The organism is Snodgrassella alvi, assembly GCF_040741455.2.
Taxonomy (GTDB): Bacteria; Pseudomonadota; Gammaproteobacteria; order Burkholderiales; family Neisseriaceae; genus Snodgrassella; species Snodgrassella alvi_E.
Genome location: NZ_CP160328.2, coordinates 1,451,235 through 1,466,733 on the forward strand (window position 1 = coordinate 1,451,235; position 15,499 = coordinate 1,466,733).

A 15,499-nucleotide genomic window follows, 5' to 3' on the forward strand; every position below is an offset into this window, starting at 1 on the left:
ATTGATTAATTTTATTATTTTGTTTCCATTATTACGGATGATTTATGGCCATTTTGGTAACAGGTGGGGCTGGTTTTATTGGCTCCCACACTACAGTTCAGTTGTTAAATGCCGGCCACGATGTGGTTATTATTGATAATTTGTGCAATGCTTCAAGTGTAGTTTTAGAGCGTATCAAAGAGATTACTGGCAAGGAAGTCACGTTTTATCAGGGGGATATTCGTGATCGTGGTTTGCTGCAACAGATCTTTGCTCAGCACAGAATTGAAAATGTTCTGCATTTCGCCGGTCTGAAAGCGGTGGGCGAAAGTGTGCGCGAGCCTCTGAAATATTATGATAATAATGTCAGCGGCAGTTTGATTCTGGCAGAAGAAATGGCTAAAGCTGGTGTATTTAATCTGGTATTCAGCTCTTCGGCTACGGTTTACGGTACGCCAGCTACGGTACCTATTGATGAGTGTGCAGCTACCGGCGGCACAACTAACCCCTATGGTACGTCGAAGTATATGGTGGAACGGATGCTGATGGATATTCAGGCAGCCGATGCACGCTGGAGTGTGACGCTGCTGCGTTATTTTAATCCGGTGGGTGCGCATGAATCGGGACTGATGGGTGAAGACCCGAACGGAATTCCGAATAATCTATTGCCTTATATCTGTCAGGTAGCGGTAGGTAAGCTGGCTCAGTTGTCGGTATTTGGTGACGATTATGAGACGGCGGATGGCACAGGGGTGCGCGATTACATTCATGTGATGGATCTGGCTGATGGCCATTTATCTGCTATGCGCGCTACTGCAAATCGCTCCGGTGTACATATTTACAATCTGGGTACGGGACAGGGCTATTCGGTGCTGGAAATTGTACGTGCTTTTGAAGCAGCCAGTGGACAAAAAATCCCTTATCAGATTGTGCCACGTCGCGCGGGCGATATTGCTGTGTGTTTTGCCAACCCTGAGCGTGCGGCGCAGGAGCTGGGCTGGCAGGCACAGCGTGATCTGGCCTGTATGATGGCGGATGCATGGCGCTGGCAACAGCAAAATCCGCAGGGCTATGGTGCTGATGCTGTGGCTTAAATATTTGATTTGAGTAGTATTTAAAACACCAGACCCACTGATTATGCAGTGGGTCTGGTGTTTTCGGTTTTTGAGTTTTGATGCAAAATTTAACGCTAATCGCTAAGCCGCTCCTGAGATAAAGTTGATAGATGCTTGAGGTCTTTACCGGTTAACTATTGCTAACTAACTGGTGATGCTTATTATAATATAATGAGAATTATTATCAATAACAATTTTTGTTTTTACATATTGTTTTTGTATCATGGATATAAGAATGCTGTTTGTGTTTGAAGGTGGTAGCCGGCATTTACCCAGACGCTTCTTGTTTTCGGTATAATTGCCCACAGTTATTTTGTGTTTAAACCCTTTCTCTGTTTGTGCTTTTTGTCACAATTCTATTTGTTATCACACATGCCTATTTCTACTCCAACCGCTCAACTTGTACATCAACAGTTACTGGCCGATAACGAGCTGGCTGTAGCTGATTTTACTCATGCGCTGTCGTTGATGAGCGCACATCATATTGATTATGCCGATATTTACTGTCAACGCAGTACTTATGAAAGCTGGCATTTGGAAGAAGGCATGGTGAAGTCGGGCAGTTTTCAGATTGAGCAGGGTGTAGGGGTACGTGCAGTCAGCGGAGAAAAAACGGCGTTTGCTTATGCAGATAATCTAAACGTGCAGGCGTTAACCGATGCGGCGCAGGCGGTACGGGCAATTGGTCAGGCTGGCCAGCAACGCTCAGTTGGTTTACAAACGCGAAATCTGGCCAAGCCGCTGTACGGAATGGCTAATCCGATGCTGAGCTTGGATGCGGCTGCGAAAGTGGCTTTATTGCAGCGGGTAGAAACGCTGGCTAAAGCTGCGGATCCGCGCATTGTGCAGGTAATGGCTGGTCTGGTATGTGAACATGAGCTGATTTATCTGGCACGGCTGGATGGCCGGATACACACTGACGTCCGTCCGCTGGTGCGTTTGTCGGTTACGGTGATTGCGAAGCAGGGTGAACGGCGTGAACAAGGCAGTAGTGGTGGAGGTGGCCGCTTTGATTTGGGCTATTTCGATGAGGCCAAAGTTAAAGAGTATGTGGATATTGCTGTGGCACAGGCGCTGACCAATCTGGAAGCACGGCCGGCTCCGGCCGGCTCGATGACGGTGATATTGGGCAACGGCTGGCCGGGTGTGCTGCTGCATGAGGCAGTTGGACATGGTCTGGAAGGTGATTTTAACCGCAAGGGCACCAGCGCCTTTGCTGGCCGTCTGGGTGAGCGGGTAGCGGCCAAAGGCGTAACGGTGGTGGATCAGGGTAATATAGCTGAGCGCCGTGGTTCGCTGAATATAGATGATGAAGGCAATGCCACCCAGCGCACAGTGCTGATTGAAGATGGTATTTTATGTGGCTATTTACAGGATGAAACCAATGCTCGTCTGATGGGTGTACCGGTTACCGGTAATGGCCGCCGTGAAAACTATGCTTCGGCACCGATGCCACGTATGACCAATACTTATATGGAAAATGGTGTGCTTAATCCAGAAGAAATTCTTGCTTCTGTGGATAAAGGTTTGTATGCGGTGAATTTTGGCGGCGGGCAAGTTGATATTACCAGTGGCAAATTTGTTTTCAGTGCCTCAGAAGCTTGGTGGGTTGAAAATGGTAAGCTGCAGTATCCGGTAAAAGGTGCCACCATTATCGGCAGTGGACCTGAAGTTTTGAAACATGTGAGTATGATTGGTAATGACAGCCGTTTGGACAGTGGTGTAGGTGTGTGCGGTAAAGACGGACAAAGTGTGCCGGTAGGGGTGGGACAACCAACGCTACGCATTGATGCCGGCCTAACTGTGGGCGGCAGCCAGACCTGAACGAAGTAAAACTGGCAAATCATAGCGGGCACCATTTGGTGCCCATTTTTGTTTTTAGCAGGCTGTAGTGTAGTTTTATAATGGATTACGTGTGAATTCTTTTAGCAACAGAGTGCTCAGATTTTCATGGCGGTTGTTGAAGCGGAATTCACACTCTTTCAGGTGCAAATAATATTTATCTACATTTATTCCGTTGAACATCGCTAGCCGCCGTGTCACAAAAGACCAGAAGGCAGCAATCTGATGGATTTTTTCTTCATGCGCCAACAGGCTTTCGTCGCTATGATGCAGGCGGGCTCGTTTATTTTCTTCGACGTCAATCAGCATATCATACGGATACCAACTGCGTGCAGGCTGCACGGTACGAATATCTCGCTTACCTCGAATTACCTCCTGTAGCATTAGGCGATACCGTTCGGGGATAATTTCTACATGGACTTTGTCATTACGCCACAATAGTCCACACACGAAATTTTTATCCGCAATGCCGTCGTGGTTATCACTGAATGGTTGAATGTAATCATCAGTGATAGTCATGTCAAAATCTACAGGCGAATCCATAGCTGTGAGCAACACGATGCGGCTGCGCAGTTTATACATTAGTTTATTGACACTAATTCGGCTCACGTCACTTAACTGAGCAATCTTTGATGCAGGTAAATCTTCTACAAACAAACGTATAATATGGCGAAATTTTGCCTCATTTATGTGAGCATGATAGTAATATTTGTTAAATACTTTCATAACACTACTTTACCATATTCTTTATTTAACCTAAGTTACCCTGTGAGAGACAACATGCGTGTTAACCGTATCATTAAATCGAATCTAAGTCTAATTAAACCCTTGATAATGTGTGCAATTTTAAGCCTAAACTATAATTATGTTATGGCGCAGGAGGCTTCCTCTGAGATGGCACCGCAGGCACGTATCCGCCTGTACGGGCAAAACCAAAAACCCACCAATATGAGATACCGCTATGAGGGTCACTTAGTGAAAGAAACAGCTGGCGGTAATCTGAGCGGAGCTTTTACCTCTCTTTTGCACATAGCCCGAAACAGCAGTATTGGTATCCCTGCTACATCTACGATAGAAACGATGAAACAGCATAATCATTATCTGTCTAAGCTGTTTTATCGCGAATTCACGATTCCGGCCAATATACCGATAACCATATCTAATGCATATATGGGTCTGACCACCGTCAATAATACCCATCAAAACGGATCCGTTATTTATAACGAGCCATCCTGCCAGAGTGATAAATTAACATTTGTAGCCAAACCTGGTCATGATTATGAGGCGATTGCATCTTCTGCTTCGGCACAATGTGGTGTAACGCTGTTGGAGGTACATGCAGATGGTTCAACTACGCCATTGGTAAATGTACAGGCTGGTGGTAATTGATTTTTATCAAGTGCTGACTGAATAGGATTTCATCCTGCTGGTATTCCTGCCGGCAGGAACATTGTGCGTTAACATAAACATATCAGCTAAAACAAAACGGCTGGTATTTTTATGTCTGAGATGTGTTGAGCCGTTTACTTTAGTATGGTTAAACGAGAAGATACGATATCTGCTTTTTATGGATGGGATAACTAATATCGCTGAATTATGCCGGCATCCTGATTGGATTAAGTTATTTTTCTTTTTTATTGGCTGAACAGAAATATTTGCATCTATGTTTTTTCTGTTCTCACGAAAAGATTATGCTAGGACTGCAAGAATTTTTTTCCGGCAGTTGAATTTGCTTCAAGACAAAATGGCAATCACTGCGACGGATTTGCTACCATCAAATATAGAAATAAAAAAGTGGTATGTCTGCCTGATTTTTGGTCAGGCAAGCATACCACTTACTTATCGGTAACGCTTAGTTAGATTCTACTGCAGCCTGTACATCGCTGTAAGGAGCGGCTTTGGTACCAGAATCTGTGGTTGCACAAGCAGACAGTAACAGAGCAGCCAAAACTGCACTCAATCCCAATAATTTTTTCATCATTGTGTCCTTTATGGTTGGTTTGAAAAGCTGTTTTATTAATCTAGCTTAACTTTATTAATATAACAATTACTCTAGGTAAATTTTGCACTTTCAAACTGCATAATATATCCATTTTACGACACTATTTGGCTTATCCTGCTAAATTGTTCGTATTCCAACAAAATTTACTTGACCTATAAATTTAATGACTGGTATGAGACGTTTCCACGCCGCCTTTGAGTTGGCCGTAAACTTCTGTATGGCTGCTATTACCTCCGTCAGCGGCACAACCTGCCAGTAAAAATGTACAGCACAACAGGCTTAAAGACAGAATTTTTTTCATGTTAGCTTCCTTATTCAATATGCTTTATATTCTGGGTTGATTGGTGATTCTGCATCAATCTGACATAATGCGCAGCAGAATATTTTAGAAATTCGCGTTCTTTTTCAGTTAAAGGGCGGATCTGCTGTACGGGAGAACCCATATACAGATAGCCACTGGCCAGACGTTTGCGTGGTGGCACTAAACTGCCAGCGCCAATCATCACCTCATCTTCGATTACGGCATCATCTAGTACGATTGAACTAATTCCTACTAGCACGCGGTTGCCTATGGTGCAGCCATGCAAATTTACATGATGACCGATGGTGACATCTTCACCAATCCGTAACGGTGAGCCTTCAGGCTTGTCTGCGCTTTTATGGCTTACATGCAGCATACAGTGATCCTGAATATTGCTCCGAGCACCTATCTGCATACTGTTTACGTCGGCACGTATCACCGCAAACGGCCACACGGATACCTGTTCGTGCAAAATCACATCGCCGATAACCACTGCTGTATCGTCGATAAAGCAATCTGGCGCAATTTGTGGTTGCGTATCTAAATAAGAACGAATATTGTTTTTCATGTTTTTGACCTTATCCTGTTGCATTATGCAACAGTGTTTATAGCAGAAGATAAACAGCAGCTCCTGCCTTTTCCACCCGATTTACCTGAAAAACCGCAAATTTACAGGTATTTTTCTCAAGAGAATACTATGTCTGAAAATGTTTTGTTGAATCTGGACAGCGAACCGCGATTTGATGCTATTCGTGCCGCTGATATCGAACCGGCTATGACTGAAGCCATGCTTCAGGCCAATGAAGCCATTAAAAAGCTGAAAGCACAACCCGAAGTAAACTGGAATAATACGGTAGAAGCGCTGACCAATATTACCGAACGTGCCGGCCGTATCTGGGGGGTGATTGCCCATTTGAACAGTGTGGCTGATACACCTGAGCTACGTGATGCCTATAATAGCCTGATGCCGAAAGTAAGTGAGTTTTTTACCGCCATCAGTCAGGATATTGATTTATACGAACGCTTTAAGAGTATCAAGGCCAGTGATGAATATGCTCATTTGAGTGCCGCTCAGCAAACCAAACTGAATCACGATTTACGGGATTTTGTACTGAGCGGTGCGGAACTGCCGGCAGCGGAACAAGCTGAATTTGCTGCTTTACAGGCAGAGGGCGCTCAGCTTTCCGCTAGTTTCAGCCAGAATGTACTGGATGCTACAGATGCTTTTGCTTTGTATTTTGCCAATGGTGAGGAGCTAGCGGGTAAAGAGAATATTTCTAGCGGTTGCAGCAGTAAGGCTGATTTTGCTCGCGACAGTGAAATTAGCGGTCTGACGGAAGAAGCGCTGGCCATGTTTGCTGCCGCGGCAGAAGCCGAAGGTAAAACTGGCTATAAAATCGGCCTGCAGATGCCGCACTATCTGGCTGTGATGCAATATGCACATAATCGCGAGCTGCGACGGCAGCTTTATCATGCTTATTCTACCCGTGCCAGCGAACTAGGTGAGGCTAAATGGGACAATACAGCTAATATTAACCGTATCCTTGAAATAGCCACTCGTGAAGCACACTTATTGGGCTTCCAGAATTATGCTGAGCTGTCTTTAGCCACCAAAATGGCTGATACGCCACAACAGGTGCTGGCCTTTTTACAGGATCTGGCTAGCCGCGCCAGACCATTTGCTGAGAAAGATCTGGCCGAAGTAAAAGCATATGCGCATGAGTATCTGGGATTGGATGAGTTACAACCATGGGATGTAACCTACGCCAGCGAAAAGCTGCGGCAGGCCAAATATGCCTTCAGCCAAACAGAAGTGAAAAAATATTTTCCGGCAGACCGCGTACTGGCTGGACTGTTTGCACAGATTGATAAACTGTATGGGGTGCATTTTATTGAAAAACAGGTTCCGGTATGGCATCCCGATGTTCGCTATTATGAGCTAGAGCAGGGTGGCGCCATTATCGGCGGAGTATACATGGATCTGTATGCACGTGCCGGCAAACGTGGCGGCGCATGGATGAATGATTATCGCGGCCGCCGCCGATTCACTGATGGTCATTATGCCGGCCAGCTTCAAACACCGATCGCTTATTTAGTGTGCAATTTTACTCCGCCTGTAGCTGGTAATACTGCGCGTCTGAGCCACGAAGAAATTCTGACATTGTTTCACGAAACTGGCCATGGCTTGCACCATTTGCTGACTCAGGTGGATGAGTTGGGCGTATCCGGTATCAACGGTGTGGAGTGGGATGCGGTGGAAATGCCAAGCCAGTTTATGGAAAATTTTGTGTGGGAATACGATGTACTGGCTGGCATGAGCAGCCATCAGGACACTGGTGCCATCCTGCCTGTAGAACTGTACGACAAAATGCTGGCTGCTAAAAATTTCCAAACTGGACTGTTTATTTTGCGCCAGATGGAGTTTGCGCTGTTTGATATGGAAATTTACAGCCAGCCTGGCTGTGACTGGCAGCAAACATTGCGGGATGTACGTCGCAAGGTTGCGGTGATGCCGCAACCTGACTTTAACCGCTTTGCCCATTCTTTCAGCCATATATTTGCCGGAGGCTATTCTGCTGGCTACTATAGCTATAGCTGGGCAGAAGTTCTATCGGCTGATATCTATGCGGCCTTTGAAGAAGAAGCTGATGCGTCTGCTACCGGAAAACGCTTCTGGCATGAGATTCTTGCCGTAGGCGGCTCACGCCCTGCCATGGAATCGTTCAAAGCTTTCCGTGGCCGCGAACCCAGTATTGATGCATTGCTACGCCATTGCGGCTTGGATGAAGCTGTCTGAATATAAATTGAAAGTAGAAAACGCGGTGCTTGTACCGCGTTTTCTATTGGTTTGCGATTGAGTGATGAATTAAATTATTCAGTTTAGTTAGTTTTTTTATTTTAAATCAGTAAGCTAATTTGTTGTTTACACGTTTAATACATTTTATTTTAAAAATCTGATTTTATAGTCTGACTGGGGTCATCAAATTTCTTTCACTCATTAATAACAAAATAGATTAACATGTTAAGATAAATATATTATTTTTATATTGCCTATGCAGATGGGGAAAATGGTTGATACCAGCAAAAACTACTGGTTTTTAGGTGCCTGCCGAGATGGTAATGATGACCTAAGTGAATACTTTATCAATAGCGGAACGTGGCTATATAACGGTCAAAATAATAAGGAAATAAATTTGATCCAGTCTATCCAGACCGGAGATCGGATCGCTATCAAGACTGCCTATGTACAGAAAAATAAATTACCTTTTGATAACAAAGGTTATCCCATTCCAGTATTGAAAATCAAAGCGATCGGTACGGTTTTGCAAAATCCAGGGGATGGAAAAAGCCTGAAAGTTGATTGGGATAAAAATTTTTCTGAAAAAAAATGGTATTTTTACACCAAGCCAAAGACCATTTGGAAAGTAATCCCGAGCAACTGGCAAGATGAAGAGTTAATTAATTTTACTTTTCATAATCAACTTCAGGATATCAACAGATTTTGCAATGCACCAAACTGGCAGAAACGTTTTTGTAACGTTGATATAAATAAGCTAGAACTAACCAAATTTAGATGGAAACAAACTGTTTTAGAATTCATTAAGGAATTATGTCATCAAAATAACAGTGAGATTTTTAGCCGGCAACAAATTCTGGAATATTATCAGCAAAGGTTGAAAGAACTGTTTCCTGATAACAATACTATCGAACAATCTGTAAGCCGAACCTTACAAGAATTACGTGACCAGAATATTTTACAGTTTGTAACAAGAGGGCAATACAAATTATCTGATTATGATCTAGACATTACTGAACACTTCAGTGCAGATATACAGGAAAACAGTCAGGATTACATAGTGAGACCATTTTATTCTCTCAAGGATTTAATCAACGAAGGCTGCTTTGTTGATCCTCAACAATTAGAAATTATTCTGGAAAGGTTAAAAGAAAAGAAAAACCTGATTTTACAAGGACCGCCCGGTACAGGTAAAACTTGGTTAGCCAAACGTCTGGCCAATGTGATGGTTGGTTTCCAAGATTTCGATAATATTAAAGTAATACAGTTTCATCCAAATATGTCTTACGAAGATTTTATTCGCGGTTATCGACCCTCATGTGATGGCAAGCTTGAATTGATTGATGGTCCTTTTATCGAAATGGCCAATCGGGCCAGATACGATCCTAATACAAATTATGTACTTGTAATTGAAGAAATCAATCGAGGCAATCCGGCACAGATTTTCGGTGAAATGCTGACCCTACTGGAGGCAAATAAACGAAATTACCATGAAGCTATGGAATTAACCTATAAGCGTAATGATGAATCCGTTTTTTTTATTCCGGATAATCTATACGTAATCGGTACCATGAATATTTCCGACCGATCACTGGCCATGTTTGATTTAGCATTGCGGCGACGCTTTGCATTCTTCACTCTGCAACCAAACTTTGGTAAGCAATGGCTATCCTATATGACAGAAAAAACGGCCATTGCACCTGAGAAATTAAAAGACTGGCAGCAACGCATGTTACTACTGAACCAGAAGATCAGCGATGATCCGATGTTGGGAAAGGCTTTTACCATTGGCCATAGTTATCTGACCACTAATAAACCTGTTCCAGATGCAGATACTTGGTATGAAAACATTATCGACACTGAAATTCGGCCTTTACTAACAGAATACTGGCTTAATGATCCAAATAAAATTGATGAGGCTATTGAAGCCTTACTGTCTGATGTGTGCTGATAGTAATGCAAAAGCCTGAACGATCCACTACTAATAATACCGTCGCTACGATACCCATCAGAAATATCTGGCTGCTGCTATTGTATGCTTCTGATCTGTATAAAACACTTGGTGCGCAGCAAAGAGTAAAGCTGGAACAAAATCCTCAAGAACTGATTATTCTGGTTGCAAAACTATATTGTCAGGCTGTTAGCAAAAGACTAATGCGCGCATTATCCTGCGGCTATCAGCAACATACACAATCACTAACTCGTGTCAGGGGAAAAATAGATCTGCTGACTACCGCACGCCAGCAGTTATTAGAAAAAGGGCGCATTCGATGCCAGTTTGATTCTTTAACCATTGATACCCCGAAAAATCGCTTTATTCATGCTGCCGCGCATGTATTGCTGGCACAGTTAGAGGATAAAACATTAATCCGGCAATGCCAGAACATTATCAGTCGGTTTACGGCGCTTAAGATAGGGCAGTCGACTCAGTATGACCATTTAACTGAATCTTTTGATCAATCTGGCAAACAAGATAAAACGCTGCTTACTCTGTGCCGGCTGATTTTTAATATGGCTACACCCACCGAGCAGGCAGGTAGTTATTTACTGGAGCAAGCAGATAAAAAAGATCAGTGGTTGCGGCATTTATTTGAAAAAGCAATAGTTGGATTTTGCCGTACTAATTTGAGTAGTAAGGATTGGATAATAAGCGCCGGCAAACGATTATATTGGCAGCAGCTACAACCCAGTACAGGTATAAAGGATTTTTTACCCAGTATGCAGTCTGATTTGGTCATTGAACGCCGCCAGTGCCGGCATCGCCTAATTATTGATACCAAATGTACGTCTATCCATACCCAGTCTTTTTATAAAGACAAGGTGTTTAAAAGTCCTCATATTTACCAGCTCTATACTTATCTGCGCAGTCAGGAAAATCCTGTTGATCCGCCATCACTCAATGCAACCGGAATGTTATTGTATCCTGCAATTAATGAATCAATTAATGAATCTGTCACCATTCAAAATCATCAGTTCCGATTCTGTACTATTGATCTCAATTTGGATTCCGGTTTAATCAGAAAAAATTTATTGGATTTATTAAGTCAATGGTGCTGTAGTAGTGGCGGCTTTCAGCAAAATGATTAAAAGAGCAGACTATTATCTAAAATAAACTAAGTTTTTTTCTGCGCCATACAGTTTTTATTTAATAATTATTTAATTTATCCTATTGAGATTTTAAACTTGTTGATTTCTCTCAATATGATTTTTTAATACAACCTAAATAAATAAGTAAAATCAGTTTTTAAAGCAATTTTTCCAGCTTTCATCTACCATATATAAAAGCTAGTTTATAAAAGGTTTTCCGGTTTCTGTGCATTGACCTAAGGAATATAATTAATCGGTGGCAATACCAGCTCTGGCACATTTATTTAGTCTTTTATTGAGTTCAGATCAGTGGATATAACCAAATACCGGCAGAAACAGATTTTAATGCTCATTACTTTTGTCTGATCCACTTTGAATATATTTTATTGGGCAAATTGATTATATTAATTTAAAAAGGCTGTTTATTTCTTCATATAGGGAAACGTATGATAGTCTGTGCTGGCAAATAAAAAGCTGACTATCAATTTCGACAGCCAGCTTTTTTCTTGCCTGAAAGCTTATTCCTCATCCTCAATCAATGCATCTACAAATGCTTTGGCGTCAAACGGGCGTAAATCGTCGATGCTTTCGCCTACACCGATGAAACGTACCGGTATCGGGCGTTTGGCGGCCAGTGCGGCGAGGATACCGCCTTTTGCGGTGCCATCCAGTTTAGAAACGATCAGGCCGGTTAAGCCAAGGGCGTCGTCGAAAGCGACTACTTGATTGATAGCGTTCTGGCCGACGTTGGCATCGAGTACCAGCATGACTTCGTGTGGTGCTTCGGGTAATGATTTTTGCAACACGCGTTTTACTTTTTTGATTTCTTCCATCAGATGCAGCTGGGTTGGCAAGCGGCCAGCGGTATCAGCCAGTACGATATCGATACCACGTGCTTTGGCTGCTTCAAGGGCATCGAAGCAGACGGCGGCAGAATCACCGGATTCCTGCGCAATTACGGTTACGTTATTGCGCTCACCCCATTGCTGTAATTGCTCGCGCGCAGCTGCGCGGAATGTGTCACCTGCGGCCAAGAGGACGCTTTTACCCTGACTTTGAAAATATTTGGCCAGTTTGCCGATACTGGTGGTTTTGCCTGCGCCGTTTACGCCAGCCATCATGATAACAAAAGGTTTTTTATCAGCAGGTATGGACAAGGGCTGCTGAAGTGGCTGCAGTAATTCATATAAGGCTTCTTTCAGGGCGCTGCGCAGTTCGTTTCCGTTTTTCAATCCTTTCAGAGTAACGCGCTGACGTACCTGTGCCAGTAGTTTTTCGGTGGCTTCGATACCCATATCACTGGTGAGCAATACTGTTTCCAGCTCTTCATACAGGTCTTCATCGATTTTGCCGCCACCAAATACAGACGCCAGCGATTTGGCCATCTGGTTGCGCGATTTGCTTAGGCCCTGTTTGAGACGTGCTGCCCAGCCTAGTCGTGCTGGTTTGTCTGTTTCGCTAGGGGTTTCTGTGGTATCTACAGGAATCACGATGGTGTTTTCGCTGGCCGGAGCCTGAACAACCTCTGATTCCGTGCTGGTGGCAATGGCGGCCGGTTCATCTACGGCAGCCGGTACGATGATGTCTTCTGTTGTTTCGGTAGCTGTAGATTCGGAGATGGCTGCATTCGCTGTGTGCTCTTCTACGCTCTGGTGGGAAGCAGCCGGTTCAGGCTGAGTATGAGTTTCAGCCGCTGTATCGGGTTGCTCTACTGATTCCGGCTGAGCGGGGTTAACGCTGGCTTGTTCTTGCTCTGGCTCTGTATTTTTTTTTCTTTTAAAAAATCCAAACATGGGTTATTCCTGATGCTAGGTGAACCAAAGTTCTGTAAAAGCTTGTCTTTGGTAATGAATATATGGGTGCTATTGTAGCTTAGAGCCGCTGGTTTGATAATGTGTTATGGTATTTAGACCTATTTATACGGCCAGTTTGGTTTGCCGGTATTTGATTTTTATCAGTCTCAAAGGTTTTTTCTACTTATGTTGTTGGCAGTTTCAACCATGTTGGCAGACAGTATTGCCGAAGCGCTCTGAAAACGGATGGATATTTTTTCCGCCATGCTAATGAAAGCACTGTGCATTTCTGAAATAGCTGCTGACGTTAGTTTTTATTCGCATTTGTTCACTGGTTGCAATTGGTAGTGATGTTCCGGATTACTGTTACGAGTATTGATGCAGTTATGAATGCTGTTATTGCCGCGTTACTGCAATAATTCTGACCAGCTTTCCGGTTTTTGCCAGTTTACACGATGGATGTTGGTTGCATTGCGGTTGTAGGGCTGATCATAAATCCAGTGCTGCCATTGTGGCTGCAGGCTGCCGCTTATCATGGGTTTGTCATCAATGAGGATATCGCCGCGAATCCATGTTTTGTCTTTGGCTAAAATGATGCGGTTTAGCCATTCATCACCTAAGTAGCGGGCGACCCAGTCAAATTTTTCGGATACGCAGTAATGATAGTCATCGATAGGTGAGGTGCAGATGCGTACGTCGTGTCCTGCTTCTAGTAAGCGTCTGGCCGCCTGAATACCCTGATTCATGGGTGGCAGGGAGGCAAAAAAACCCTTACTGCTGTAAATCTGTGTCAGCTGTTGGTGATACTGTGGCGCCATGTCTTCACGCAGGTAGAAATGTCGGCGTTCTGGCAGGGGTAGGGGCTGCTGGTAGGTTAGTTGCCAGCGCTGTCTTACACCCTGCTCAAAATCAGCCAGAACTCCATCCTGATCGAGTAAAATCAATTTGGCTGCCATACGATTTCCTGTGGTGGGGTCTGCGATTATCAGAGTGTTGTTTATAACATGTTTTTTAAGGCAAGTCGTACACCTTCACTGATGTCGGTACCGGCCGGTATGTCTTTGCAGGCGCTGCGGGCTTCTTTATCGGTATAACCTAAGGCTAGCAAAGTGTTAATTATGTCTTCGTTTGCGCTGGCAGCTTCGGCAGCATACAAACCTAGGCTATCGCCACTGGCAGCTAATTTGCCGCGTAGCTCAAGTACGAGACGCTCGGCTGTTTTTTTACCAATTCCGGGAGCAGCAGTCAGGCGTTTGATGTCTTCGCTGGCGATAGCAGCCGCCAGTTCATCACTGCTGAGACTGGAGAGGATGCCCAGTGCGCTTTTGGCTCCGATGCCGCTTACTTTGATAAGTGCACGGAACGTTTCGCGTTCTTCGCGAGAGCCAAAGCCAAACAGCAGATGGGCGTCTTCCCGTATCACCAGCTGGGTGTAAAGCGCCGTTTCTTCTCCGACTGCGGGTAGGTTGTAAAAGGTTTGCATGGACACCTGAGCTTCGTAACCCACGCCATGTACATCCAGTACCACTATCGGTGGATTTTTTTCTAGCACGATACCGCGTAAACGACTAATCATTATGTTCCTTTCCTGACGCGGGACAAACAAAAGCCCGTGCATGATACCACGGGCTTTTGTCTGAGTTTGTTGCTGAGTTTACAGTGTGGTCAGCATAGATTTTCTGGCTTCATCAGCACGTTGTTGTTGCTGGAAAGGGCCCATACGGACAACGTAGCTGTTTTTCACTTTCACCAGTTTGGCCTGCTGTGCGCTGCCAGCAGCCTGCAGATGCTGTGTGGTTGCTTTCAGATACTGCTGTGCCAGCTCTTTATTGGCAAATTTCTGTAAATCAACATAAATGTTGCCACCACTGCCGGCTGGTTGCAGGCTTTCGCCGGGCAGTACCTGTTCTACGCGTACCTGTGCTGTGCCGGCACGGACGAAACCCAGTTTCTGCGCCGCAGCGTAAGATAAGTCCATGACACGGTTTGCGTGGAAGGGGCCACGATCGTTTACTCTCACGACGACTGTCTTGCCGTTTGAGAGATTGGTTACCCGAGCATAGCTGGGAATAGGCAGAGTGGGGTGGGCTGCTGTCAGCATCTGGCTGTCAAACCGCTCTCCAGATGAGGTGCGGCGCCCGTGAAAATTCTGACCATAGTAAGAGGCTCGGCCTACCTGACTGAAACTGGCCACTTTTTGTAACGGGTAATATCGTTTGCCCGCTACCTGATAGCTAAGGTTAGCTGTTTTATGCAGATGCTCTGCTGGTGCTACTGTAAGATTAGATAGAGATTTTTTAGCATGATAAACCGGCGCTGACAGATGAGCGGTCTGCTTGGCACTGGCCATGCTGAACCCCAGTATCATGACAACGCTAACAAATAATACTTTAATCCTGATCAAACCATATTTCCGTTTCTGTGAGTAAAAGACGCAAACACCAGACATGCAGATTTTGTTGTCCGCGACAACACGTCAGTCTGGTAAAACTGTATTTATACTAAGACAGCAAAAAACAGTGGCAGCCACTAAAAAGTGGCAGGAGAGGCAGTAACCTCAATTGGCAGGAACTGACACCGACT

The 15,499-nt window shown here is 44.3% G+C and carries 14 protein-coding genes; 6 read left to right on the plus strand and 8 right to left on the minus strand.

All coding sequences use genetic code 11. The features are described 5' to 3' along the window. Positions 1 to 44 precede the first annotated feature (44 nt). Positions 45 to 1,073 (plus strand): UDP-glucose 4-epimerase GalE, encoded by a 1,029-nt coding sequence (gene galE / locus ABU615_RS06630; RefSeq protein WP_100151504.1) that lies wholly within the window; start codon positions 45 to 47, stop codon positions 1,071 to 1,073. Positions 1,074 to 1,466: 393 nt separating this feature from the next. Then, positions 1,467 to 2,918, plus strand: a complete 1,452-nt coding sequence (gene tldD, locus ABU615_RS06635) for a metalloprotease TldD (RefSeq protein ID WP_267403951.1) — start codon at positions 1,467 to 1,469, stop codon at positions 2,916 to 2,918. A 75-nt stretch (positions 2,919 to 2,993) separates the two neighbouring features. Here tldD and ABU615_RS06640 read toward each other — a convergent pair whose 3' ends face one another. Beyond that, positions 2,994 to 3,662, minus strand: coding sequence for an IS1595 family transposase (locus ABU615_RS06640; RefSeq protein ID WP_100156625.1), 669 nt, complete (start codon positions 3,660 to 3,662; stop codon positions 2,994 to 2,996). 54 nt (positions 3,663 to 3,716) lie between these two features. Between ABU615_RS06640 and ABU615_RS06645 the strand changes: the two genes are divergently transcribed. Further along, a complete protein-coding gene (locus ABU615_RS06645) occupies positions 3,717 to 4,325 on the plus strand; it encodes a hypothetical protein (protein WP_370388723.1) in 609 nt (202 codons plus the stop codon). A 463-nt stretch (positions 4,326 to 4,788) separates the two neighbouring features. Here the strand turns inward: ABU615_RS06645 and ABU615_RS06650 are convergent, their stop codons facing one another. From ABU615_RS06650 to ABU615_RS06660, 3 genes are all read right to left on the minus strand, one after another. Further along, entirely contained in the window at positions 4,789 to 4,914 is a 126-nt protein-coding gene (locus tag ABU615_RS06650; RefSeq protein WP_257377984.1) for a hypothetical protein, read from the minus strand. Positions 4,915 to 5,098: 184 nt separating this feature from the next. Beyond that, positions 5,099 to 5,239, minus strand: coding sequence for a hypothetical protein (locus tag ABU615_RS06655; RefSeq protein ID WP_180297426.1), 141 nt, complete (start codon positions 5,237 to 5,239; stop codon positions 5,099 to 5,101). Between the two features lie 10 nt (positions 5,240 to 5,249). Continuing rightward, entirely contained in the window at positions 5,250 to 5,807 is a 558-nt protein-coding gene (locus ABU615_RS06660) for a gamma carbonic anhydrase family protein (protein ID WP_100151500.1), read from the minus strand. Between the two features lie 129 nt (positions 5,808 to 5,936). On the opposite strand from ABU615_RS06660, the gene ABU615_RS06665 reads away from it, so the two are divergent. From ABU615_RS06665 to ABU615_RS06675, 3 genes are all read left to right on the plus strand, one after another. Then, positions 5,937 to 8,036, plus strand: a complete 2,100-nt coding sequence (locus ABU615_RS06665; protein ID WP_367490302.1) for a M3 family metallopeptidase — start codon at positions 5,937 to 5,939, stop codon at positions 8,034 to 8,036. Positions 8,037 to 8,307: 271 nt separating this feature from the next. After that, on the plus strand, positions 8,308 to 9,987 hold the full coding sequence (locus ABU615_RS06670; protein WP_370388724.1) for an McrB family protein: 1,680 nt from the start codon (positions 8,308 to 8,310) through the stop codon (positions 9,985 to 9,987). Between the two features lie 5 nt (positions 9,988 to 9,992). Beyond that, positions 9,993 to 11,123, plus strand: a complete 1,131-nt coding sequence (locus tag ABU615_RS06675) for a 5-methylcytosine-specific restriction endonuclease system specificity protein McrC (RefSeq protein WP_370388725.1) — start codon at positions 9,993 to 9,995, stop codon at positions 11,121 to 11,123. 518 nt (positions 11,124 to 11,641) lie between these two features. Here the strand turns inward: ABU615_RS06675 and ftsY are convergent. The 4 genes from ftsY to ABU615_RS06695 form a co-directional block, all read right to left on the minus strand. Next, complete coding sequence (gene ftsY / locus ABU615_RS06680) at positions 11,642 to 12,916, minus strand: signal recognition particle-docking protein FtsY (RefSeq protein ID WP_370388726.1); 1,275 nt, start codon at positions 12,914 to 12,916, stop codon at positions 11,642 to 11,644. 407 nt (positions 12,917 to 13,323) lie between these two features. Next, positions 13,324 to 13,872 carry a 5'-3'-deoxyribonucleotidase gene (locus tag ABU615_RS06685; RefSeq protein ID WP_370388727.1) on the minus strand — a complete coding sequence of 183 codons (549 nt, stop codon included), beginning with the start codon at positions 13,870 to 13,872 and terminating at the stop codon, positions 13,324 to 13,326. A 41-nt stretch (positions 13,873 to 13,913) separates the two neighbouring features. After that, entirely contained in the window at positions 13,914 to 14,492 is a 579-nt protein-coding gene (gene ruvA, locus ABU615_RS06690) for a Holliday junction branch migration protein RuvA (protein ID WP_100151497.1), read from the minus strand. Between the two features lie 78 nt (positions 14,493 to 14,570). Then, on the minus strand, positions 14,571 to 15,266 hold the full coding sequence (locus tag ABU615_RS06695; RefSeq protein WP_323811353.1) for a septal ring lytic transglycosylase RlpA family protein: 696 nt from the start codon (positions 15,264 to 15,266) through the stop codon (positions 14,571 to 14,573). Positions 15,267 to 15,499 lie beyond the last annotated feature (233 nt).